Raw genomic sequence first — 24,149 nt, forward strand, 5'->3', positions numbered from 1 at the left:
GGGCGGCGCCGGAGCAGCGGCAGGCGGCAGGCGGCAGACGGCAGACGGCAGACGGCAGACGGGGAACAGCACCAGAGCGGCGGCAGACGGCGGACAGCAGGACCGCGGGCGGGACCGGAGCGGCGGCGGACAGCAGGCGGCATAACGGGGGGCGCCGGAGGACTGCCCCCGGCGCCCCGCCCGTCAGAGTTCGACGCGGAGTTCCTTCGGGCCCCTGATCACGTAGCCCGGGTTCCACTCCGGTTCGGCGGCCAGGCGCAGGCCCGGGGCGCGGCGCAGCAGTTCACCGAAGGAGGCGGCCAGCTCGACCCGGGCCAGCGGGGCGCCCAGACAGAAGTGGATGCCCGCCCCGAAGGTGATGTGCGGGTTGTCCCGCCGGGCCAGGTCCAGGGTGTCCGGGTCGGTGAAGCGGGCCGGGTCGCGGTTGGCCGAGCCGAAGAGCAGGGCCACTTCCGAGCCGCGCGGAATGACCGTGCCGTCGATCTCGATGTCGTCCAGCACCCAGCGTTCGAACATCTGCAAGGGGGTGTCGTAGCGCATCAGTTCTTCGATCGCCGTCGGCAGCAGCCCGTGGTCGGCGCGCAGGGCGGCCAGCTGCCCGGGATGGCGCAGCAGCGTCCACCAGCCGTTCACCGTGGTGTTGACGGTCGCCTCGTGCCCGGCGTTCAGCAACAGCACACAGGTGGAGATCATCTCCTGCTCGGTCAGCCGCTCGCCCTCGTCGTGCGCGGCGATGAGCGCGGAGATCAGGTCCGGGCCGGGGTTCTCGCGCCGCTGGGCGATCAGCTCGCGCAGGTACGCGGAGAAGTCGAGCGAGGCGCGAACGGCGGCGCGGGCGGTCTCCTCGGACGGGTTCAGCTCGAACATCCCGACGATCGCCGCCGACCAGGGCCGCAGCAGGCCCCGGTCCGACTCCGGGATGCCGAGCATCTCGGCGATGACGGCCACCGGCAGCGGTTCGGCGACGGCCGTGAGCAGATCGCCGCCGCCCGCCTCGACGAAGGAGTCGACCAGCTCGGCCGCCAGCCGCCGTACGGTCGGGACGAGCCCTTCGACCGTACGCGGGGTGAACGCCTTGGAGACCAGACGCCGGATACGGGTGTGGTCGGGGGCCTCCAGATCGAGGAGCCCCTGCCCGTTCAAGGTGTGGAAGGGCTCGTGCGCGGCGGGCGGCGGGGTGCGGCCGAACTCCTCGTGGGTGAAGCGGTGCAGATACGTGCGCCCCAGCCGACGGTCGCGCAGCAGCGCGGACACATCGGCGTAGTGCGGGACGAGCCACTGGTCGGTCGGCTCGAAGCGGTGCACCCGGCCGGTGGCACGCAGCGCGGCGTAGGCGGGGTACGGGTCGGCGACGAAGGCCGGGGACCAGGGATCGAAGGGGGCATCGGCCGCGGAACGGGAAGAAGGGTGCATGGTCGGACGCTAACCGCACCGCACCACGGCCGACCACCCGCCCCGGGCTCCCCGGCCGGTGCCCCGGTTCGGATCAGGACGGGGTGACCAGCCGGGCCTCGTAGGCGAAGACGGCCGCCTGGGTGCGGTCGCGCAGCCCCAGCTTCACCAGGATGCGGCTCACATGCGTCTTGATGGTGGACTCGGCGACCACCAGATGCGAGGCGATCTCGGCATTGGACCGGCCCTGCGCGATGAGCACCAGCACCTCCGTCTCGCGCTCCGTGAGGTCGCCGACCCGGGCGAGCGCCGGTGAACGCGGGGCCTCCGCGAGCTTCGAGAACTCGTTGATCAGCCGCTTGGTGACGGTCGGGGCGAGCAGCGCCTCCCCGGCCGCCACCACCCGTACCCCGTCAGCGAGCTGGCGCGCGGAGGCGTCCTTCAGGAGGAAGCCGGACGCCCCGGCGCGCAGCGCCTGGTAGACGTACTCGTCGAGGTCGAAGGTGGTCAGCACCAGGACCTTGGCGTCCGCGTCGGCGGCGACGATCTCGCGGGTGGCCTCGATACCGTTCAGCTCCGGCATCCGGATGTCCATCAGGACCACGTCGGGGCGGAGCGCCGCGACCTGTGCGATGGCCTGCCGGCCGTCGACCGCCTCGCCGGCGACCTCGATCCCCGGCATGGCGTTGAGCAGCACGGAGAAACCCTCGCGGACCATCATCTGGTCGTCCACGATCAGCACCCGGATCGGCGGGGCCGCGGAGGTGGAGGTGGAGGAGGCCGCGGTGCTCATGCCCGGCCCGCCTGTTCCGTCGCCGCGCCGGGCTCCGTCACCCGGTCCGGCTTGTCGAGCACCAGCGTGCGCGCCCCGTCCTGCTCCCGCTCCGGCTCCCGCTCCTGTTCCCGGGGACCGGGCACGGCCTGGACGGGGATGAACGCGGCGATCTCGTAACCGCCCTCGCCGGTCGCCCCGGCCGTCATCTCCCCGTTCAGCATCGCGACCCGCTCCCGCATCCCCGTGATCCCGTGACCGGCCCCCTGCGAGGGCTGCACCGGGCCGGTCGGCGGCCCGTTGACGATCCGCAGCCCGACGCCGCCCAGCACATAGCCGATCTCCACCCGGGCGGTGGCCCCCGGCGCGTGCCGCAGCGTGTTGCTGAGGGCCTCCTGGATGATCCGGTACGCCGACAGCTCGACGCCCTGCGGCAGTTCCCGTACCGCGCCGGTGATCGTCTTCTCCGACTCCAGGCCCGCCTCGCGCACATTGGCGAGGAGCCCGTCGAGCTGGGCGAGGGTGGGCTGCGGGGCCTCCGGGGCCTGGTAGTCCTCGGCCCGTACGACGCCGAGGACCCGGCGCAGCTCGGTGAGGGCGGCGACGGCGTTCTCCCGGATCGTGGCGAAGGCCTGTTCCAGCTCGGGCGGCGGGTTCTCCACCCGGTACGGGGCGGCCTCGGCCTGGATCGCGACGACCGACATGTGGTGGGCGACCACGTCGTGCAGCTCCCGGGCGATGGTGGTGCGCTCCTCCAGGAGGGTGCGCCGGTCGCGTTCGACGGCGGTCACGGTGCGCTGCACGGTCACCTCGCGCTCCGCTTCCTGGCGGATCTGCACCACGGCGACCACGAGCAGGGCGAAGGCCGAGACCGCTCCCATGCCCACGGTGGTGGTGCCGGGCCGCCAGACCATGTTCTCCATGAACGTGCCGAGCAGCACGGTCTGGCCCCACATCCAGGCCGCGGTACGCGGCCGGGTCCGGGCCGCGACGACGACCAGCACGACCACGTGCGCGAAGAAGGTGACCGGCCCCCAGGGCCACCCCTCGTTCCCGAAGACCGCGGTCAGCGGGGTCGCGCCGAGCGACACCCAGAACGCCCCAACCGGCCTGGTCAGCGTCATCGCGACGCTGATAACCGGAAGCAGGGTGAGCAGCTGGGTGAGGGGGTGGTCCGACCGGGAGATCCCCATCAGGAAGACCACGAACGCGGTCAGTGCCACCAGCGCGTGCGGGATCCACACGGCGCGGGCCCGTATCCGCCGGGGCAGATGGCGGACCACCCGCCCGTCGTCCCGCAGCGGGGCCATGGGACGGTACGCGAACGCGTCCTGGACGAGGGCCTCCCGGAGGCCTCCCATCGCCCCCGCGGCCATCCGGTACTCAGGGCTTCTGCTCTTGGTCTCGGTCACGCCACCACGGTAGGCGGCGGCCCCTGGCCCGGTCGTCAGCAGTGATACGGATTCCGGGCCGTCCATCGCAAGTACTACGCGCTCCTCCGTACCGCCCGTACCGCCGACGCGGAACCTCCCTCAGCAGCCTCTGCCACCGACGCACTTCCCCGGACCGGCCCTGCCACCGACGTGCTTCCCGTGCCACCGCGGCCCACTCCGGCGCGGAGCCGGGGCGGAGCCGGGGCGGTCGCGTCCGTATCCCGCTCACCAGGCGAGCTGGGCGAGTTCCTCCGCCACCACCGCGCAGGCGTCCGCCGCCGGGTCGATCAGCGGGAAGTGGCCGACCCCGGGCAGCAGGGTCAGCCCCACCGTCTCGCCCGCCCGCGCCGCCGCGTCGACGAACGCCTCCGCGACCGCCCGTGGCACAACGATGTCCGAGGTGCCCTGCACCACGGTGGTCGCGATGCCGGTGGGCAGCAGGACGGCCGGATCGGTGTGGCGGGCCCGCTCCTCGGACTCCGCCCGGCCGCCGAGGAACTGGCCGACCGCCCCGGAGCACACGTCCAGCGCGGCGGCGGTGGCGAAGTCCGCGATCGGGGCGAGCGCCACGGCCCCGCGCAGTCGCGGCGGTTCGGGCAGCCGCCACGGCGAACCCTCGGGCAGCACATGCCGGGCGGCGGCCCACAGCGCCAGGTGTCCGCCCGCCGAGTGCCCGGTGACGACGGTCCGCCGGGCATCGGCCGCGGGAAGCTCCCGGGCCAGCAGCGACGGCAGCGCGTCCATCGCCGCGGCGACATCGTCGAGGGTCTCCGGCCAGCGCCCCGCGACCGGCTCCGCGCCCCGCTGCCGCGGGATCTCGCCGCCGCGCCGGTACTCGACGCTCGCGACGGCGAACCCGCGCCGGGCCAGGAAGTCCGCGAACGGCGACACATGGCCGCGGTCGTACGGTGCCCGCCACGCCCCGCCGTGCAGCACGACCACGACCGGCGCCCCGGTCCGCCCGTCGCGGGGGGCGTAGAAGTCGATCAGCTGGTCGGGGTGGCTGCCGTAGGCGGCACAGGCATCGGGGCCGACCGGTGGGTGCGAGAGGACCGACTCGGTCTCGGCGGCGTCCTGATCGCGCGCGGCGGAATCCGACATGCTGCTCCAACCCTCCGGTAACCGAGCCCAACGGGCCTGATCTGCGGGGACGGTACCAGTACGAAAGGTTCCCGTCCCCGCTCACGACCCCGCCGGGCACCCGGCCCGGGGCAGCGTCCGGGCCGGCGGCTCCGCGCGTCTAGCCCAGCACCTCCGCCAGCACGCGCGCCGCCCGTTCCACGTCCCCGAACCCGACGTACAGCGGGGTGAACCCGAACCGCAGCAGGTCAGGACGGCGCAGATCCCCGACGACGCCCCTCGCGATCAGCTCGGCCATCACCGGCTCCGCGTCCGCGCAGCGCAGCGCGACCTGGCTGCCGCGCTCCGCGTGCGCGACCGGGGTCACCGAGGCGACCCGGTCCTCGGGCACGTACGCGGCGACGCACTCCAGGAAGAAGTCCGTCAGCGCCAGCGACTTGGCCCGCACGTCCTCGACCGACACCCCGTCCCACACGTCGAGCGAGGCTTCGAGCGCCAGCATGGAGAGGATGTCCGGGGTACCGACCCGGCCTCGTACGGCGCCGTCGGCCGGGGCGTACGCCTCCGTCATGCCGAACGGGTCGGCGTGCGAGGTCCAGCCCGGCAGCGGCGAGTCGAAGACCGCCTGATGACGCTCGGCGACGTACAGATAGGCGGGCGAACCGGGCCCGCCGTTCAGGTACTTGTACGTGCAGCCGACCGCCAGGTCCACTCCGTGCGCGTCCAGACCGACCGGCAGGGCGCCCGCGCTGTGGCACAGGTCCCAGACGGCGATCGCGCCCGCCGCGTGGGTCGCGGCGGTCAGCGCGGGCAGGTCGTGGAGCCTGCCGGTGCGGTAGTCGACGTGGTTGAGCAGCACGGCCGCGGTACGCGGGCCCAGCGCGCCGGGGACGTCGGCGGGGGCGACCGGGATGAGCCGGTGGCCGGTCATCCGGGCCGCGGACGTGGCGATGTACCCGTCCGTCGGGAACGTCGTCGCGTCCACCAGGATCTCGTCGCGGCCCTCCGGCGCCAGCCGGGTCGCCGCGACGACGGCCTTGAAGACGTTCACGCTGGTCGAGTCACCCACGACGATCTGCCCGGCGGCGGCACCGACGAGCGGGGCGATCCGGTCGCCGATCCGCTCCGGCGCGGTCCACCAGCCGCTCTCGCTCCAGGAGCGGATGCGCAGCTCGCCCCACTCCCGGGTGAGGACGTCCCGCACCCGGTCGGCCACGTGCGCGGGCAGCGCGCCGAGCGAGTTCCCATCGAGGTAGACGGTGTCGTCGAGGACGAACAGCTTCCGCGCACCGGCGAGCCGGTCGGCGGCATCGAGCGCGGCGGCCCGTGCGGCGAGGGTCTCGGAGGTGTCAGACATGGCTGCGCGCCGTCCACAGCTCGGGGAAGACGTTCTTCGCGGCCCGCTTCTCCAGCCAGGCGACTCCGGCGGAACCGCCCGTACCGGTCTTCGAGCCCATCGCCCGCCGGGTCGCGACCAGGTGGTCGTTGCGCCAGCGCCACACCAGCTCGCCGACGTCGGTGAGGGCCTCGCCGAAGCGGACCAGGTCCTCGTGGCGTTCGGGCTCGGCGTAGATCTCCGCCCAGACGGCCTCGACCTCGGAGGACGGCTCGTACCTGCGGGTCAGATCGCGGGTGAGCACCTCCTGCGGCACGGAAAAGCCGCGCCGGGCGAGCAGGGCGAGCGTCTCGTCGTACAGCCCCGGCTCGGCCAGCGCCTTCTCCAGCTCGGCGTGGACCCGGGGGGCGCCGCGGTGCGGCACCAGCATCGACGCGGACTTGTCGCCCAGCAGGAACTCCATCCGCCGGTACATCGCCGACTGGAACCCGGAGCCCTCGCCGAGGGCGCCGCGGTAGGAGTTGAACTGGGCGGGGGTGAGCTGGGCCAGCGGGGTCCAGGAGGCGTTGAGCGCCTCCAGCTCCCGCACCGACCGCTTGAGCGCGTCGCGCGCCACGGTCAGCCGGTCCTCGCGCAGGGCGTGCGCGGCGGTCTCCCACTCGTGGACTATGACGGTGAACCACAGTTCCATGACCTGGGTCGTGACCAGGAACACCATCTCGCCCGGATCATCGGAGCGAGGGTGCTGGAGGTGGGTCAGGACATCCGCCTGGACATAGTCCTCGTACGGAGTCGTTCCCGCGAAGTCGAGGTGCGGGGTCTCCGCACCGGTGGCTTCGGGGTCGGGGTGGATCGTCGACATCGCTGTCTCCTCGACACAAGCTTCCGGGTAGCGGTCCGCCCCTTCCGTGAGGTGATGGAGCTCCGGTCCCCTGTTCGCATCCTACGAACAACACGGACCCCGTGGGCAACCGCCGCCCGCAGGGTCCGTGCCAGTCCGGTCCGGCCTGTTCCGGTCCAGCCGGTTCCGGACCGGTCCAGCCGGTTCCGGCCCGTTCAGGCCCGGATTATTACGTTCCGTTCTGTTACGCCACGGCTCCTGGGATCAGCCGAGGGTTTCGGCGGCGGTCGGCGAGGAGTCGCGCAGGAACGTCGCGCAGCGCTCGTACTCCTCCGTCTCGCCGATCTCGCGGGCGGCCCGCGCCAGGGCGTGCAGGGCACGCAGGAAACCGCGGTTCGGCTCGTGCTCGAACGGCACCGGGCCGTGGCCCTTCCAGCCGGCCCGGCGCAGCGCGTCGAGCCCGCGGTGGTAGCCGGTGCGGGCGTAGGCGTACGACTCGACCGTGCGGCCGCCCTCGAACGCCTCGTCCGCGAGCTGCGCCCAGGCCAGGGAGGAGGTCGGGTACTTCGCGGCGACATCGGCGGGGGCCGTGCCGTTCGCGAGCAGTTCGCGCGGCTCCGGGTCGTCGGGCAGGTGGGTCGGGGGCGGGCCCCCGAGCAGGTTCTCGTGGATCGACATGGGTTCAAGTGTGCCTGGCACATGCGTGCCGGGGTACCCGGCGGCGGTCAGCCCGTACCGCCCCCCGCCCTCCTCGCGTCTCCCCGGCCGTCCTCGCGCCCGTGCTCCCCGGGCCCGTGCCCCTCGCGCCCGTGCTCCTCTGGCGCGGGCTCCTCGGGCGCGGGCTCCAGGGGAGGGGCGGCGATCCCGCAGTGCACCGCGCATTCGGGCCGCGCCTGCTCCTCGGGCGCGCCCGCGGGCGTCCGCACCGTCGCCCAGGCGATCGCCGCCCCCAGGACGAGCAGCCCGGCGCACATCGGCATCGCCCGGCGGAAGGTCGCGGCGAACTCGTCGGCGCTGCGGTACGCCTCCGGGCCCATGCCCGCGAGCAGCGGCAGCGCGGCCACGGCGATCAGCCCGGCGGCGCGGGCGGCCGCGTTGTTGATGCCGCTGGCGAGACCGGCCCGTGCGGTGTCCACAGAGGCCAGCACGGTCGCGGTGAGCGGGGCGACCAGGGTCACCAGCCCGACGCCGAGCACCGCGACCGCCGGGAGGACATCGGTGAGGTAACCGGAGACGGAACCCGAACCGGGCCCGACCCGCAGCATCAGCAGCATGCCCGCAGCGGCGATCAGCGGCCCGGCGGTCAGCGGGATGCGGGGGCCGATGCGCTGCCCGAGCTCACCCGAGGCGGCCGAGAAGAGCAGCATCAGCACGGTCGTCGGCAGCAGCGCCGTGCCCGCGCCGAGCGCCGAGTACCCGGCCACCACCTGGAGCTGGATCGCGGCCAGGAAGAAGTAGCCGCCGAGTGCCGCGTACACGCAGAGGGTGATGACGTTGACGGCGGTGAACTGCCGGGACGCGAAGACCGAGGGCGGCAGCATCGGTTCCGCCCGGGTGCGCTCCACCTGCACGAAGACCGCTCCGAGCAGGATTCCGCAGACGGCCGCGCCGATCACCACCGCGGAGGCCCCCTGCCCCGGCGCCTCGATCAGCGCGTAGGTCACCAGCGCGAGGGCGAGCGCCGCGAGCACGGCACCCAGCACGTCGAAGCGCCCGCGCGCCCGCGGATCACGCGACTCCGGTACGTGGCGCAGCGCCACCGGCACACAGAGCGCGGCAAGCGGCACGTTGAGCAGGAACACCCACCGCCAGCCCGGCCCGTCGACCAGCCAGCCGCCGACGAACGGCCCGACGGCGGCCCCGACCCCGCCGAGCCCCGACCACAGCCCGACCGCGCGGGCCCGGTCGTCGGGGTGGAAGCTCGCCTGGATCAGGGCCAGCGAACCGGGGGTGAGCAACGCCCCGCCGATGCCCTGGAGGGCGCGGGCGGCGATCAGGACGGCGGCGTTCGGTGCCAGGCCGCACAGCGCGGAGGCGACGGCGAACCAGACGACGCCGACGACGAAGACCCGCCGCCGTCCGTACCGGTCCCCCAGGGAGCCGCCGAGGAGGATCAGCCCGGCGAGGGTGAGCATGTAGGCGTTGACGGTCCACTGGAGGGCGGCCAGGTCGGTGCCGAGGTCCTTGCCGATCCGGGGCAGGGCGACGTTGATGACGGTGGAGTCCAGCATGACCATGCTGGAGCCGAGGACGGTGGTGAGGACCACCCGGCGCCCGGTGGCGGAGGCGACGCGGATGGTCCCCGGCACGGCTGCGTCAGACATACGAGCAGCATCCCCGCTCCGCCCCACGCGGGCCATCGGAACGGCACGGCGGGCGGCCCCGCCCGCTACGCCCCGGCGTCACCCCGCCGCTCCGCCCCCGGCCCGGCCCGTCTTACGCAGCCCGCCCCGTTACCGCCCGTACGCCCCGGATCAGCGCTTCCACCCCGGCGGCCGCCTTGGAGCGCGGGCACCCCACGTTCAGCCGTACGAAGCCCTCCGCGCCGTACACCCCGCCTGGCATCACCGCGACCTTCTCCCGCTCGATCAGCACCCGCTGGAGCTCCGCGTCGCCCTCGACGCCCGCCGGGCGCAGGTCGATCCACGCCAGGTACCCGGCCTGCGGCGGCTGCCAGCCCAGCTCCGGAAGCTCCTCGCCCAGCCGCCGCGCCACCAGCTCCAGGTTCCCGGCGACGTACTCCCGGACCGCGTCCAGCCATCCCGCCGACTCCCGGTACGCGGCGATGTGCGCGGTCAGCGACAGCACCGACGGGGAGGCCAGCCCCTCGGCGGTCTCCATCCGGCGCAGGAACTCCGCCCGGTCCGCCGGGTCGCCGATCAGCCCGTACGAGCCGGTCAGCGCCGGAAAGTTGAACGCCTTCGAGGCGGAGGTGATCAGCGCCCAGCGGGCGGCGCCCGCCACCCGCGTCCACGGCACGTGGGTCCGTCCGGCGTGCGCGAAGTCCGCGTGTATCTCGTCGCTGATCACGGCGACCCCGTGCCGGGCGGCGAGCGACGCGAAGCCGCGCAGCTCGTCCTCCGTCCACACCCGGCCGGTCGGATTGTGCGGCGAGCACAGCACCAGGACCTTGCTGCCGGGGCGGGCCAGCTCGCGCTCCAGCGCATCCCCGTCGCCCACCGGCACCCCGCGCAGCTCCCGCCGCAGCCCGGTGATCGCCTTGCGGAAACCGTCGTACGTGGGGGTGTGGACGACCACCCCCTCCCCCTCCTCGGTCCACATCTGCAACAGCTGCGAGAACTGGCTGAGCACCGAGGGCCCGTACACCAGCTGCCCGGTGTCCACGTCCGTGCCGTACCGGGTCGCGTACCAGTGGGCTATCGCCGAGCGGAAGTCGTCCTGCCGCCAGTCCGTGTAGCCGAACACCCCGTGGTCGAGGCGGGAGCGCAGCGCGCTCAGCACCTGCGGAGCGGTCTCGAAGTCCATGTCGGAGATGGTGAACGGCAGCAGCCCGTCCACCCCGAACCGGTCCGCGACCCCGTCCCACTGGACGCACCAGGTGCCCCGGCGGTCGACGACGGTGTCGAAGTCATAGCGTGCGCTGGAACCCACAGCGACCCCTTACGTATGTGTCTGTCGGACAGGAACGGAGACGGGCACGGCCGGACCGGGCACGGCCAGACCGGGCACGGACGGGCCGGGCACGGACGGGCCGGACCCGGGCACGGACGGACGCGGACATGCTGTGGGCCCGGCACCCCACGGGGTACCGGGCCCACAGCCTCACCTCATACCAGCCGCTACTTCAGCTTGGTGCCGGTGGAACGCAGGTTGGCGCAGGCCTCCGTGACGCGCTTGGCCATGCCCGCCTCAGCGGACTTGCCCCAGCTGCGCGGGTCGTAGACCTTCTTGTTGCCGACCTCGCCGTCGATCTTCAGCACACCGTCGTAGTTGCGGAACACGTGGTCCACGATCGGGCGGGTGAAGGCGTACTGGGTGTCGGTGTCGAGGTTCATCTTCACGACGCCGTTCTCCAGCGCGGTGGCGATCTCCTGCTCGGTGGAGCCGGAGCCTCCGTGGAAGACGAAGTCGAAGGGCTGGCTCCCGGCGGGCTTGCCGTACTTGGCGGCGACGCCCTCCTGGAGGTCCTTCAGCAGCTCGGGACGGAGCACGACGTTGCCCGGCTTGTAGACGCCGTGGACGTTGCCGAAGGAGGCGGCCAGCAGGTAGCGGCCCTTCTCGCCCAGACCGAGCGCCTCGGCGGTGCGCAGCGCGTCGTCGACGGTGGTGTACAGCTCGTCGTTGATCTCGTGCGTGACGCCGTCCTCCTCGCCGCCGGTCGGGGTGATCTCGACCTCAAGGATGATCCTGGCGGCGGCGGCCTTGGCCAGCAGCTCCTGGCCGATGGCCAGGTTGTCGGTCAGGGTCTCGGCCGAACCGTCCCACATGTGGCTCTGGAACAGGGGGTTCTCGCCCCGGGCGACGCGCTCGGCGGAGATGTCGAGCAGCGGACGCACATAGCCGTCCAGCTTGTCCTTGGGGCAGTGGTCGGTGTGCAGCGCGACCGAGATGTCGTACTTGGCGGCGACGATGTGCGCGAACTCGGCCAGGGCGACGGCGCCCGTGACCATGTCCTTGTTGTGCTGGCCACCCAGGAACTCCGCCCCACCGGTGGAGATCTGGACGATGCCGTCGCTCTCCGCCTCGGCGAAGCCGCGCAGCGCCGCGTGCAGGGTCTGGGTCGACGTCACGTTGATGGCCGGGTAGGCGAACTTCCCCGCCTTCGCCCGGTCGAGCATCTCGGCGTAGACCTCGGGGGTTGCGATGGGCATCTGACCGCTCCTTGGGATATGCGGGTGTGCGTGCTGGTTCCCTGACCTGGGGGCGACGTCATCGTCGTCCCCATCTTCCCAGACTCTTGCTTGGGCTCCACCCGGCCCATGCCCCGAGCACTCCGACGGCCGGACGCGGAGACGCGAAAGGGGCGGGGCGTTTCACGTGAAACACCCCGCCCCCGAAAGAAACCGCAGGTCAGGCCAGGTCGAGATCGGCGACCGAGTAGACGTGGACGTACGGGAGACCGGCCTCGGTGATCGCCGGGGCCGCACCGCGTTCCACGATCACGGCGACGGCCACGACCTCGCCACCGGCCTCGCGGACCGCCTCCACGGCGGTCAGCGGCGAACCACCGGTGGTCGAGGTGTCCTCGACCACCAGACAACGGCGGCCCTTCACCTCCGTGCCCTCGATGCGGCGCTGCATCCCGTGCGCCTTCTGCGCCTTGCGGACGACGAACGCGTCCAGCTCCTGCCCGCGCGCGGCGGAGGCGTGCAGCATGGAGGTGGCGACCGGGTCGGCACCCAGGGTCAGTCCGCCCACACAGTCGTAGTCCAGCTCGGCGGTGGCGTCGAGCATCACCTGACCGACCATCGGAGCGGCCTTGCCGTCCAGCGTGATGCGGCGCAGGTCGATGTACCAGTCGGCCTCAAGACCCGAGGAGAGGGTCACCTTGCCGTGTACCACGGCCTTGTCCTTGATCTGCTGGAGCAGCTCAGCACGTACGTCAGTCATGGCTACGAGCTTAAGCGGCACACCGGACCTCGACTTTCGGGCCGCCTTCCCGGGCCTTCCCGGCCCTCGCCCCGCCGGTCACAGCCGGCGCCAGCTCCAGGTCGTCGCGATCTCCAGCGGATCGATGGGGGTCACGTACCGGGGCGCGGTGTTCAGCCCGTTCGGCGGGCCGGACTGGGGCTCCACGCAGACCGCCGCCTCCTGCTCGTCGTAGATCACGACCCACTCGGCCCGGCTCTTCACGGTCAGCTCCAGCCGCTCCGGCCAGGTGAGTGTCACGTCCACCCCGTCCGGCATCCCGAAGCAGTCGTCCCAGGGGCCGTCCAGCGGCGGGACGCGACGGCCGGTCGGCAGATGGTCCGTGCCGCGCTCCTCCTGCCAGGCGGCATCGAAGGACAGCTGTACGTCCTCGCCGTCCTCGCCGAGCCTGCGCAGGAACCACGGGTGCCAGCCCGCCTGCGCCGGGAAGGAGTCGCCGTACGTCTCGATGCCGAAGGCGAGCGTGAGCGAGTCCTCGGTCAGCTCGAAGGTCTGGGTCACCCGGCCCGGGTACGGCCAGGGGTCGGCGAGGTCGTAGTAGAACGACGCCTCCCGTTCGCCCAGTCGGGCGGTGCGCCAGGCGGTGTCACGGCCGGTGCCGTGGATGGCGTGCGGCGGGGCGTTCACCGGCAGCCGGTGCGGGACGTCCCCGTTGCGGAACAGGCCGTTCCCGGTACGCCCGCACCACGGCACCATCGGGAAGCAGCCGTACGTCTCCCCCTGCCTCAGCAGTTCGGTACCACCGATCCGCAGGCTGTCGATGCGACAGCCGTTGGCGGGATTCACGGTCAACTCTGCGTCGCCGACGGACAGCCGGACATGCTTCTCGCTGCTACTCACCCGACGAGGTTACTGGCGCGAGCGCTACCGCCGCCGCCTCAATGCCCTGGTCACCACCACCGCGGACGCCAGCGCGAACGCGGCGGCCGGGACGACCCAGCGGAGCGCGGCGCCCGCGTTGGCCGAGTCGGGTGAGGGGACGGGGGCGTACCGGCCGCGCGGCGGCGCGTGGTCGACCTCCTCGGCGCTGCGGCCGATCATGGTCCGCCGGGCGTGCGCGGCCTCCGCCGGTGGCTCCTCGGGAACGGTGAACTCGACATCGGGCACCGGGTCGAGCGAGGGCGGCGGTACGGGAGCGTCGAAGACCGAGCCGGTGCCCGGCGGGTTCCCGGGCCCGTCCGCGAGCGGTTCCGCGTCGTCGTCCCCCGCCCCGTCCGCCGGGGACGCCCCGGTCGTATCGGCCTCCTCGGCCGCCTCCTCGATGGCCTGCTCCACGGCCTCCCCCACGGACCGCTCGGCCGCCCCGGTCCCGGTCGCGGCCCCGGCATCACCGCCGCCCGCCAGCGTCTCCGTCACCAGTTGCTGGGCGAAACGGTCCAGCAGCCGCCTGGCCGCCGCGAGCGCCGCCGCCGCGTCCAGGTCCAGGATCCGGCCCTCACCGTCCGCCGTTCCCGCGAAGCCGATCGCCGTGCCGCCGTCCCGCCCGGTCAGCCGGACCGTGAGCCGCAGCCGCGCCGAACCGCCGCCCCGGGCCTCGGTTCCCTCACCGGTCACCAGCACCACCGCCGACTCCGGCTCCGGCTCGCCTTCCGCACCGTCCGCCGCACCGTCCGCCGCCCCGTCCTCCGCACCGTCGGCGAGCCGCAGCGCGCCCCGGTACGTGATCGTGTGGCCGTCCACCCTGATCCTGAGCCGGCCGGACAGCGGGTCCGCGGACGCGTCGGCGTCCTGCTGAAGCCCCGGCACGCAGCGCGCGACGCGGACAGGGTCACCCAGCGTCCGCCGGAGGGACGGGACCGGAACCGGAACGAACACCTCATGCTCCATGGAAACCGAGCCTACTCAGCCCCGGCCGCCACGTCAGCGGTTCCTCACCGAGCCGCCCCGGGACGACCGCCCCTCCCGCCCGTGCCGGTGCCCGCCCCGCCCGTACCGGTGCCCGCCCCGTACCGCTCAGCGCTCCTCCCAGTACCGCGGGTGCACCAGCGTCGACGGCGGCAGGCCGGACGGCCGGGCCCGGTCCGCCTCCCGTCCCGCTGCCACCAGCGTGCGCCCCGTCATCGACCGCGGTACCGGCGGCCCCGCCGCCAGCCCGAGCCCCGGCCGTTCCCCCCGGCCGGCCAGGACGAAGCCCCAGCCGCGCGCGTCACGACGCCGGTGCGTGGCCCGGTCCGGCCCGGCCACGGAGTCGGAGCGAGGGCCGCTCATCCAGTACGGACGGGTGCGCAGCCCCGCCGCCCGCATCGACGCCTCGACCGTCCAGTACGTCCGCGGCCGGGACAGCGGCGGGCCACCGTGCACCACCAGCCGCCCACCGGGCACCAGTGACTCGGCGACCAGGCCGTAGAACTCCGCCGAGTACAGCTTGGTGCTGTTGGAGATCCCCGGATCGGGCAGGTCCGAGACGATCACGTCGTAGCGGCCGTGCCGCGCCCGCAGCCAGGTGAAGGCGTCCGCGGTGACCACCGTGACCCGCGGATCGCGGTACGCGTGGCCGTTCAGCTCCGAAAGCGCCCGGTCCTCGCGGGCCAGCCGGGTGACGCCCGCGTCCAGCTCGACCACGGTGACCTCGCGTACGTCCCGGTACCGCAGCGCCTCGCGGGCGGCGAGGCCGTCGCCGCCGCCCAGGACCAGCACCCGGGCGTGCGGCCCGTTCATCACCGGGTGCACCAGCGACTCGTGGTAGCGGTACTCGTCGCTCGCGCTGACCCGCAGCCGCCCGTCCAGGTACAGATTCAGGGAGCCGCGGTCCGAGCCCGTCAGCACCACCTCCTGCACCGCGGTCTGCTCGGCGACCCGCACCCCGTCCCCGTACACCGCGCGCCGCGCCGCCCGCTCGAAGTCGCCGACCAGCGCGGTGGCGACGGCCAGCACCACGATCACCGCCACGTTGAGCAGGATCAGCAGTCGGCGGGAGCGCCGGGTGAGGTCGCGGCGGAACACGCACAGCACCAGCGCCCCGCCCGCCGCCGCGTTGACCGCGCCGGTGAACAGCGCGCCGGTCAGCTGGCCGAGCATCGGCAGCAGCAGGAACGGGAACGCGAGCCCGCCGACCAGCGCGCCCACGTAGTCGGCGGCGAAGAGGTCCGCCACCGTACCGCCCGCGTCCTGCCGGTCCACCCGCTGGATCAGCGTCATCAGCAGCGGGATCTCCGCACCGGTCAGGACGCCGATCGTGAGCGAGAACCCGACCAGGGCGTAGCGCGACTCCCCGACCCAGGCGAACGAGGCGTACAGCACCAGCGCCGAGGAGCCGCCGACGAGCGCGAGGGCCGCCTCGATCAGCCCGAACCCCTCCGCGGCCCGGCTGCGCAAACGTTTCGCGAGAAGCGACCCGATCCCCATCGCGAACACCATCACGGAGAGCACGACGGACGCCTGGGTGACCGAATCACCGATCAAGTAGGAGGCGAGAGCCACGAGTTCGAGCTCGTACACCAGCCCGCAGGCGGCACAGACGAAAACCGCGGCGAGCACGAGATACCGACCGGTCCTCGGTCGTACGGAAAGACACGCCGCGCCCCCTCGCAGCGACACCTGCTGGTCGATCATGACCCGAACGCTACGTCACGAATCTGTGGCAGCCTGTCACCCACACGGATGTAAATGGCGTGTTCACAACGGAGTTGGGCGAAGGAGCGGAGCGGGGCGGGGCGGGCCGACGGCGCGGGCCCGACGGAGCGGGGCGGGCCGACGGGCAGGTGTCGCCGCGAGGGCGGGCCGACAAGCAGGTGTCGCCGCGGGGGGCGGGTCAGGAGACCGCCGCGGGCATCCGCACCCCCACCCGGGTACGCGTCACCACCAACTGCCCCTCCTGCGGGTACGCGTGCCAGGTGCGCCACCGCACCTGCCCCTCGGTCCGCTGGGCGAGCATGGCGGTGAAGGCGTACGGGCTGCCGGGAAACGTCCCGGCGAGACCGTGCGGATGGTCGGCCACCAACGCGAGCAGCTCCTGCGCACGCCCCGCGAACTGGCCCGCCGAAAGCGTCTCGACACGAGCCGCGAACTCGTACTCCCACCCCCCGAGCCGCTTGGAGACACCGAGCGGAAGCGGGGTGCTGCTGCCGGGGATACAGGCGACGGTTTCGGAGCAGGTCCCGCGGTCCTCCTCAAGGAGCACCTGATGGGAGGCGCCGAGCAGGCGCATCTGCAGTGCGGCACCGGCGAGATCCAGGTCGAGCACGGCCAGCGCGGGGAGCGGTTCGCGCCCCAGCGCCCAGGCGAGGTCGGCAGCACGGGTGTCTGAATAAGCAGTCTGGAGGGTCGTGAGCATGGGTCGGCTCCACAAGAAAGCATGGACGCATGGACAGGGGACGCCCCCCTGGCGTGCCGCTCGTGGGAGGTGGGTAGCGCCCGATCAGGTCCAACTAGGGTCCTAGGGCTGAAAGTTCTCTCAACCGAGGGAACCACGAATAGTTCGCATCCACAGCGTTTTTACCCAACTTGCCGGGGTTTCCATCCCCTCGGGGGCCTCTCGGATCATCTGTTCACGGACGACCCGCGAAATCGCCCAACAAAAAGGTGTCCGGCGGGAGTTCACCCGCCGGACACCTGCCGATCGCGCACCGTGCGCCCGCTCAGCTCCCGCCGCCGCAGCCGCCCCCGCCGCCGCACGAGGACCCTCCGCCACAGGAGTGCCCTCCGCCGCACGAGTGCCCGCCGGAATGCCCGCCGGAGTGACCGCCGGAGTGACCGCCGGAGCTGCCGCCGTAGTCACCGCCCGCCGTGCCGCAGGACGTACCGCCGCCACCGGCGTTATTGCTCCCGGCGTTGTTGTTCCCGGCCCACCAGCTGGCTCCAGCAGCGCTGCCGCCGCCCGCGCCCCGGCGCACACTCCAGTTGCGCGCCGCCCTCCGCCTCCGGGCCCTCGTCACCAGCACCACGACCAGCCCGGTCACGGCCACCACGATCGCCGTCGCGATCACCACTGCAAGCACGGATATGGCCACAGTCACGGCCCCCTCGTCTTCCCGTTCCCCCGAAGCGAGCTCCCCCCGCTTCCGCGCGCTTCGCGCGTGGAAGGGAAATGCCCCCGCCACGAACGGCCAATGCAGACTTGAGCAACTCCAGAGCTTCCGCGCAGGATGACAGCCATGACACAGGGACGACCGTTGCTCAACCGCCGCCTCGCCGGGTTCGGCACGACGATCTTCGCGGAGATGTCGGCGCTCGCCGTACACACCGGTTCCATCAATCTCGGCCAGGGCTTCCCCGACACCGACGGCCCCGAGGAGATCCGCGAGGCCGCGGTCCGGGCCCTGCGCGACGGGCGCGGGAACCAGTACCCGCCCGGCCCCGGCATCCCCGAGCTGCGCACCGCGATCGCCGGCCACCAGCAGCGTTTCTACGGCCTGCCCGTCGACCCCGACACGGAGGTCCTGGTCACCGCGGGCGCGACGGAGGCGATCGCCGCGACCATGCTCGCGCTGCTGGAGCCGGGCGACGAGGTGATCGCCTTCGAGCCCTTCTACGACTCCTACGCCGCCTGCATCGCGATGGCCGGAGCGCAGCGCGTACCGCTCACCCTGCGCGCCCCCTCCTTCCGCCCCGACCTGGACGAACTGCGGTCCAAGATCACCCCGCGGACCCGTCTGCTGCTCCTGAACACCCCGCACAACCCGACGGGCACGGTCCTCACCCGCGCGGAGCTGACCGCGATCGCCGAGCTGGCCGTGGCACACGACCTCCTGGTCGTCACCGACGAGGTGTACGAGCACCTGGTCTTCGAGGGCGCGCACATCCCGGCGGCCACGCTGCCCGGTATGCGCGAGCGCACCGTCTCGATCTCCTCCGCGGGCAAGACCTTCTCGTACACCGGCTGGAAGGTCGGCTGGGTCACCGCACCCGCCCCGCTCGTCTCCGCCGTCCGCACCGCCAAGCAGTACCTGACCTACGTCAGCGCGGGCCCCTTCCAGTACGCGATCGCCGAGGCGCTCCGCCTCCCGGACTCGTACTTCGACCGCTTCCGCGCCGACCTGCGACGCAAGCGCGACCTGCTCGCCGACGGCCTGCGCACGGCCGGGTTCGAGGTCCACCGGCCGCAGGGCACGTACTTCGTCACCACCGACATCACCCCCTTCGGCGAGAAGGACGCCCTCGCCTTCTGCCGCACGCTCCCCGAGCGCTGCGGGGTGGTCGCCGTGCCCAGCTCGGTCTTCTACGACGACCCGGAGGCGGGCCGCGGCCAGGTCCGTTTCACCTTCTGCAAGAAGGACGAGGTCCTCCGGGAGGCGGTCGGCCGCCTGGGCCGGCTGGTTCCGTGATCCGGCTCCCGGCGCCCGTATGACGCGGACCGGCCCGGGGCGGCGGTCGGGGGACCGTCGCCCCGGGCCGGGGTGCGTTCGGGGGGCGGGTCAGGCGTCGGTGGCCTTCTCCTCGCCGTCCGCCTGCTCCTCGCCGTCCGCCTTCGCCTCGGAGGGCGTCAGGCCCAGGCGCTCCTGGAGCCAGCGGTCGAACTGGATCGAGGCGCCGATCCAGCTGGCCGTCGAGGAGACGAAGTGCTCCAGGCTGACGCCCGTGCCGGTGAGCATCTGCGCCTCACCGATCAGGCGGACCGAGACCTCGGTCTCCTCGGAGCCCTCCTCGGGCTCGTGGGTGTGGGTGTAGACCTTGGGCCACAGGGTGTTGCGGTTCCAGTCGTCGATCGCGTCGAGGAGGACCGGACGCTGGTCGGCGGCGTGCGGGCGGTCGTAGAACGTGCGGACCGCGAAGACCTGCTGCTCGGCCTCGCCACGGAACATGAAGTACACGCGGAAGTCCTCCCAGACCGCCGCGAGGTCACCCTCGCCGTCGACGCCGTACTTCACCTCCATCTGTTCGAGGAGCTGCTTGACCAGGTCCTGGTCGGGGAAAACAGGGCCCGCGGGTCCTGCCGCCTGCGGTTCGGGCTGGGCGCCGAAACTCGGAATCGAGGACGGGTCGATAGACATCGCTGGGTACTCCTGTGGATCGCACGTGGTTTCCTGCCGACGACCCTAGCCGCGTTTCGCCGCCAGGGGGTCTACGCCCTCCGGGGAATCGTCCCGGAGCCCCGCGCCCGCCAGGGATCACGGGACAGCCCTTACGCCCTTCCGGGAATCATCTCCGCCCCGGCCCCCCGGGCCCGGGTCCAGGCGGCGGCGGCCAGCACCGCGCAGACCACCCCGAGGAGCCCGGAGGCCCCGATGGTGTTCGCCGAGGAGCCGGTCACCTCGGTCACCGCGCCCCCGGCGGCGACGCCGATGCCCTGCATGGCGGTCACCCCCGACCTGGCCAGTCCCAGCGCCTGGCCGCGCCGGTCGACCGGGGTCAGCAGGACGAAGGTCGCCCCGGCGGTGATCTGGTACGCCGAGCACACTCCGGCGACCAGCAGCAGGAACATCGCCATGCCCACGCTGGGATCGAGCCAGTAGGCCAGCAGCGGCAGGTTCGCGGCGATCGCCAGCGGGCCGAGCAGCCGGCGCCGGGTCTCGTCCCCGACCCCGGACCTCCCCAGCAGCGCCGCCCCCAGCACCATGCCCGCCGGATGCGAGGCGAGCAGCAGCCCCACCGAGGAGGCCCCGCCGCCGGCCTCGTCCGCGAACGGGGCGGCCAGCCCCTCCGGCAGGACGATGAAGCCTGCGAGCCAGCCCAGCGCGAGCAGCGAGCGGAGCCTGCGGTCCGACCAGATCAGCGAGGCGGCGCCGCCGACCTGGGCGCCGAGCTTCGCCGTACGGGCCGCGGCGCTCGCCACCGGACGGGCCTTCACCCCGAACCGGACCAGGGCCGCCGAGAGCAGGAAGGTCGCCGCGTTCACGGCCAGTGAGCGGTGGCTGCCCAGCCACGCGGCCAGCAGCCCGCCCCCGGCGAAGCCGACCAGCTGGCCGACCTGGTGGGTGATCTGCATGACCCGCTGGCCGCGCTCGTACCGCTCGACGCCGAGCACGGTGGGCAGCAGCGCCCCCTGGGCGGCGCCGAAGGGGGCCTCGGCCAGCTGCGCCAGCACCAGCAGTCCGGCGAGCAGCGGCAGCGGCATCCCGGGCAGGGCCATCAGCCCGACCAGCGCCATCCGCACCAGGTCGCAGCTGACCATGACCGTACGCCGGGGGAACCGGTCCGCCAGGCCCGACAGCAGCACCCCGGACAGCAGAGCGGGCAAGGTGGTCAGGGCGTACGTCGCCGCGGTCCACCCCGGCGAGTCGGTGCGTTCGAAAACGAGCAACGACAGTGCCACCCGGGCCAGTTGGTCGCCCAGGATCGACTGAGCGTAAGCAGCCCAAAGGGTACGGAATTCGCCAAGGCGAAAGAGATTGTCAGACCTGGGCTTCTTGGGCCCCTTGTTTATCTCATCGCCTATCCGCTCGTTCATGCGGGCACGCTACCGGCTGCCGATTTCGCCCTCTAATCCTTGCCGCGGGCAGGTCACGGCATGCGAGCCATGGTGTCCTGTTTATTCGTGCACCCCGGGACCGATGGCCTCGATTCCTGCCCTGAAGTCCCTTGTCAGACGTGGCGAATGCGGTCCGGGGCGGAGCCGGGGAAGGTGATCACGCCCCTGGGTGCGGAGTGAAGCGTTTGGCGCGATATCGATGTTGAAGAATGGATCATCTTCGGCGCGGAGGACCCTTTTCCGTTCTCCCGAAATCACCGTAATCTCCGCGTCCGCGAACACGGCAGCACACCGGCCCCCACGGAACGGAACGTGACACCCGGCCCTCGGATGTCACGTTCCGCAGCGATGCCTGCCCCCGGACGCGGCCGGGGGTGGAACGCGCCTAAGGGCCAGCCCTTAGGGCCTCTCGTTTGGATCATGCCGGGCTCGCGGGGGCCGGCACGCACATCTGCCGCGTTGTCGTCAGTCACCGACGCTCCGCGTCGGCTCCTTCCTCCGCCTTGCAGCTGCACGCACCAGCCCCCGCTCCCTGATCCAGCCTGATCCAAACGAAAGACCCTAGACCGCCGGGCCGACGAGCAGGCCGTCGCCGACGCGGTCGACGCGCACGGTGTCCCCGTCCCTGACCTCGCCCGCGAGGATCTCCTTCGCCAGCCGGTCACCGATCGCCGTCTGGATGAGGCGGCGCAGCGGCCGGGCGCCGTACGCCGGGTCGTTGCCCTCCTCGGCCAGCCAGGCCAGCGCCTCGGGCGTGATGTCGAGGGTGAGGCGGCGGTCGGCCAGCCGCTTCGCGAGCCGGTCGATCTGGAGCCGCGCGATGTGGGCCAGCTCGTCACCGGAGAGCGCCGAGAAGACCACCAGGTCGTCCAGCCGGTTGAGGAACTCCGGCTTGAACGAGGCCCGTACGACATCCAGGACCTGGGCCCGCTTCTCCTCCGGCTTGGTCAGCGGGTCGACCAGGTACTGGCTGCCGAGGTTGGACGTCAGGATCAGGATGGTGTTGCGGAAGTCGACCGTGCGCCCCTGGCCGTCGGTGAGACGGCCGTCGTCGAGCACCTGGAGCAGGATGTCGAAGACCTCGGGATGGGCCTTCTCCACCTCGTCCAGCAGCACGACGCTGTACGGGCGGCGGCGGACCGCCTCGGTGAGCTGGCCGCCCTCCTCGTAGCCGACGTATCCGGGCGGGGCCCCGACCAGCCGGGCCACGCTGTGCTTCTCGCTGTACTCACTCATGTCGATGCGGACCATGGCCCGCTCGTCGTCGAAGAGAAAGTCGGCGAGCGCCTTCGCCAGCTCGGTCTTGCCGACGCCGGTCGGTCCGAGGAAGAGGAACGAGCCGGTGGGCCGGTCGGGGTCGGCGATCCCCGCGCGGGTGCGGCGTACCGCGTCCGACACCGCGCGCACGGCCTCGCCCTGGCCGATGAGGCGCTTGCCCAGCTCGTCCTCCATGCGCAGCAGCTTCTGGGTCTCGCCCTCCAGCAGCCGCCCGGCGGGAATGCCGGTCCAGGAGCCGACGACGTCGGCGATGTCGTCCGGTCCGACCTCGTCCTTGACCATCGTGTCCTTGGCGGCCTCCTGCTCCGCCTCGGACGCCTCCGCCAGCTCCCGCTCCACACCCGGGATCTCCCCGTACAGCAACTTGGACGCGGTGTCGAAGTCGCCGTCGCGCTGGGCGCGTTCGGCCTGGCCGCGCAGTTCGTCGAGGCGCTCCTTCAGCTCACCGACACGGTTGAGGCCCTGCTTCTCCTTCTCCCAGCGGGCGTTGAGGCCGCGCAGCTCCTCCTCCTTGTCGGCGAGGTCGCGGCGCAGCCGGTCCAGACGCTCCCGGGAGGCGGGGTCGGTCTCGTTCTTGAGCGCCAGCTCCTCCATGTGCAGGCGGTCGACGGCACGCTGGAGCTCATCGATCTCGACCGGCGAGGAGTCGATCTCCATCCGCAGCCGGGACGCCGCCTCGTCGACCAGGTCGATCGCCTTGTCGGGGAGGAAGCGGGAGGTGATGTAGCGGTCCGAGAGGGTCGCGGCGGCCACCAGCGCGGAGTCCGCGATGGAGACCTTGTGGTGGGCCTCGTAGCGGCCCTTGAGCCCGCGCAGGATCGCGATGGTGTCCTCGACGCTCGGCTCGGCCACCAGCACCTGCTGGAAGCGGCGTTCGAGGGCCGGGTCCTTCTCGATCCGCTCGCGGTACTCGTCGAGCGTCGTCGCGCCGACCATGCGCAGCTCACCGCGGGCCAGCATCGGCTTGAGCATGTTGCCCGCGTCCATGGCGGAGTCGCCACCGGCGCCCGCGCCCACGACGGTGTGCAGCTCGTCGATGAAGGTGATGATCTGGCCGTCGCTCTCCTTGATCTCGGAGAGGACGGTCTTCAGCCGCTCCTCGAACTCGCCGCGGTACTTGGCGCCCGCGACCATCGCGCCGAGGTCGAGCGAGACCAGCCGCTTGTTGCGCAGGGACTCGGGGACGTCGCCCTTGACGATGCGCTGGGCGAGGCCCTCGACGACGGCGGTCTTGCCGACGCCGGGCTCGCCGATGAGCACCGGGTTGTTCTTCGTGCGGCGGGACAGCACCTGGACGACCCGGCGGATCTCCTGGTCACGCCCGATGACCGGGTCGAGCTTGCCCTCGCGCGCGGCCGCGGTGAAGTCCGTGCCGAACTTCTCCAGTGCCTTGTACTGTCCCTCCGGGTCGGGTGTGGTCACCCGTCGCCCTCCCCTGATCGTCTCGAACGCGTTCAGCAGCTTCTTCGCAGTAGCCCCCTGACCTGCCAGGACCTCACCGGCGCGGCCACCCTTGGCGGCGATGCCGATCAGCAGGTGCTCGGTGGAGACGTAGTCGTCGCCGAGGTCCCGCGCCCGCTCCGCGGCGTCCGTGACGACGGCGAGCAGATCGCGGTCGGGCTGCGGCGGGGCGACGGTCGAGCCCGTGACGCTGGGCAGCGAGCCCAGCAGCCGCTCGGTCTCGGCCCGTACGGCGATCTGGTCGGCGTCCACGGCGGCGAGCAGATCGATGATGTTCGCGCTCGCCTGCCGCCCCTCCCCCTCGAGCAGCGCGAGCAGCAGATGTCCGGGGGTCAGGTCGGGGTGCCCGTCCTTCACGGCCCTGCTGGTGGCCGCGTTGAGGGCGTCCCGGCTCTTGTTGGTCAGCTCGGCGTCCACGTGCGCTCTCTCCTCCTGACTCGACCGACGTGCGTAAAGTTGAGTCTATCCCACTCAAGGAAGTATTGAGTCCTCTCCACTCAACTTTCTGCCGGGACGGCTCCGCGGCCGGTACGGGGTGGATCACGGGGCGGATCCGCTGCTTCGAGTGAACCGGCCGCCCCGGCCCTCCGCCACCGCAG

19 protein-coding genes are annotated in these 24,149 nt (G+C 72.5%); 1 reads left to right on the forward strand and 18 read right to left on the reverse strand.

Annotated features, from left to right (window positions below; genetic code table 11):
• Positions 1–183: 183 nt before the first annotated feature.
• The 15 genes from ACFVWY_RS00180 to ACFVWY_RS00250 form a co-directional block, all read right to left on the reverse strand.
• The gene (locus tag ACFVWY_RS00180) at positions 184–1,413 is read right to left on the reverse strand and encodes a cytochrome P450 (protein ID WP_389865469.1); all 1,230 of its coding nucleotides are present in this window, start codon (positions 1,411–1,413) and stop codon (positions 184–186) included.
• A gap of 73 nt (positions 1,414–1,486) precedes the next feature.
• Complete coding sequence (locus ACFVWY_RS00185; RefSeq protein WP_389865471.1) at positions 1,487–2,185, reverse strand: response regulator; 699 nt, start codon at positions 2,183–2,185, stop codon at positions 1,487–1,489.
• Entirely contained in the window at positions 2,182–3,525 is a 1,344-nt protein-coding gene (locus ACFVWY_RS00190; RefSeq protein WP_389866293.1) for a sensor histidine kinase, read from the reverse strand. The genes ACFVWY_RS00185 and ACFVWY_RS00190 overlap by 4 nt, the downstream gene beginning before the upstream one ends.
• A 297-nt stretch (positions 3,526–3,822) precedes the next feature.
• Entirely contained in the window at positions 3,823–4,698 is an 876-nt protein-coding gene (locus tag ACFVWY_RS00195; protein ID WP_389865474.1) for an alpha/beta hydrolase family protein, read from the reverse strand.
• Between the two features lie 139 nt (positions 4,699–4,837).
• A complete protein-coding gene (kynU, locus tag ACFVWY_RS00200) occupies positions 4,838–6,034 on the reverse strand; it encodes a kynureninase (RefSeq protein WP_389865475.1) in 1,197 nt (398 codons plus the stop codon).
• Positions 6,027–6,875: a tryptophan 2,3-dioxygenase family protein gene (locus ACFVWY_RS00205; RefSeq protein WP_389865478.1), complete on the reverse strand. Its 849-nt coding sequence runs from the start codon at positions 6,873–6,875 to the stop codon at positions 6,027–6,029. Before ACFVWY_RS00205 ends, kynU begins: the two co-directional genes overlap by 8 nt.
• 243 nt (positions 6,876–7,118) lie before the next feature.
• A complete protein-coding gene (locus ACFVWY_RS00210) occupies positions 7,119–7,532 on the reverse strand; it encodes a DUF3151 domain-containing protein (RefSeq protein ID WP_389865481.1) in 414 nt (137 codons plus the stop codon).
• Between the two features lie 47 nt (positions 7,533–7,579).
• Positions 7,580–9,178 (reverse strand): MFS transporter, encoded by a 1,599-nt coding sequence (locus ACFVWY_RS00215; RefSeq protein ID WP_389865483.1) that lies wholly within the window; start codon positions 9,176–9,178, stop codon positions 7,580–7,582.
• A gap of 112 nt (positions 9,179–9,290) precedes the next feature.
• The gene (locus ACFVWY_RS00220) at positions 9,291–10,466 is read right to left on the reverse strand and encodes a MalY/PatB family protein (protein WP_389865485.1); all 1,176 of its coding nucleotides are present in this window, start codon (positions 10,464–10,466) and stop codon (positions 9,291–9,293) included.
• Between the two features lie 188 nt (positions 10,467–10,654).
• A complete protein-coding gene (gene fbaA / locus ACFVWY_RS00225) occupies positions 10,655–11,686 on the reverse strand; it encodes a class II fructose-bisphosphate aldolase (RefSeq protein WP_389865487.1) in 1,032 nt (343 codons plus the stop codon).
• Between the two features lie 199 nt (positions 11,687–11,885).
• Complete coding sequence (gene pyrE, locus ACFVWY_RS00230) at positions 11,886–12,425, reverse strand: orotate phosphoribosyltransferase (RefSeq protein ID WP_389865489.1); 540 nt, start codon at positions 12,423–12,425, stop codon at positions 11,886–11,888.
• A 78-nt stretch (positions 12,426–12,503) separates the two neighbouring features.
• Positions 12,504–13,304 (reverse strand): aldose 1-epimerase, encoded by an 801-nt coding sequence (locus ACFVWY_RS00235; RefSeq protein ID WP_389865491.1) that lies wholly within the window; start codon positions 13,302–13,304, stop codon positions 12,504–12,506.
• Positions 13,305–13,328: 24 nt separating this feature from the next.
• On the reverse strand, positions 13,329–14,291 hold the full coding sequence (locus ACFVWY_RS00240) for a carbon monoxide dehydrogenase (protein WP_389865494.1): 963 nt from the start codon (positions 14,289–14,291) through the stop codon (positions 13,329–13,331).
• Between the two features lie 126 nt (positions 14,292–14,417).
• Positions 14,418–16,016 (reverse strand): polyamine aminopropyltransferase, encoded by a 1,599-nt coding sequence (locus ACFVWY_RS00245; RefSeq protein ID WP_389865496.1) that lies wholly within the window; start codon positions 16,014–16,016, stop codon positions 14,418–14,420.
• 199 nt (positions 16,017–16,215) lie between these two features.
• Positions 16,216–16,737, reverse strand: a complete 522-nt coding sequence (locus ACFVWY_RS00250; RefSeq protein ID WP_389865499.1) for a DUF2617 family protein — start codon at positions 16,735–16,737, stop codon at positions 16,216–16,218.
• A gap of 820 nt (positions 16,738–17,557) precedes the next feature.
• On the opposite strand from ACFVWY_RS00250, the gene ACFVWY_RS00255 reads away from it, so the two are divergent.
• Positions 17,558–18,727, forward strand: a complete 1,170-nt coding sequence (locus ACFVWY_RS00255; RefSeq protein WP_389865502.1) for a pyridoxal phosphate-dependent aminotransferase — start codon at positions 17,558–17,560, stop codon at positions 18,725–18,727.
• Positions 18,728–18,817: 90 nt separating this feature from the next.
• Here the strand turns inward: ACFVWY_RS00255 and ACFVWY_RS00260 are convergent, their stop codons facing one another.
• From ACFVWY_RS00260 to clpB, 3 genes are all read right to left on the reverse strand, one after another.
• Positions 18,818–19,393 carry a YbjN domain-containing protein gene (locus tag ACFVWY_RS00260; RefSeq protein WP_389865503.1) on the reverse strand — a complete coding sequence of 192 codons (576 nt, stop codon included), beginning with the start codon at positions 19,391–19,393 and terminating at the stop codon, positions 18,818–18,820.
• Between the two features lie 131 nt (positions 19,394–19,524).
• Complete coding sequence (locus tag ACFVWY_RS00265) at positions 19,525–20,790, reverse strand: MFS transporter (RefSeq protein ID WP_389865505.1); 1,266 nt, start codon at positions 20,788–20,790, stop codon at positions 19,525–19,527.
• Between the two features lie 582 nt (positions 20,791–21,372).
• The gene (clpB, locus tag ACFVWY_RS00270) at positions 21,373–23,967 is read right to left on the reverse strand and encodes an ATP-dependent chaperone ClpB (RefSeq protein ID WP_389865507.1); all 2,595 of its coding nucleotides are present in this window, start codon (positions 23,965–23,967) and stop codon (positions 21,373–21,375) included.
• Positions 23,968–24,149: the final 182 nt, after the last annotated feature.

This window comes from Streptomyces sp. NPDC058195, assembly GCF_042883525.1.
Lineage (GTDB): Bacteria > Actinomycetota > Actinomycetes > Streptomycetales > Streptomycetaceae > Streptomyces.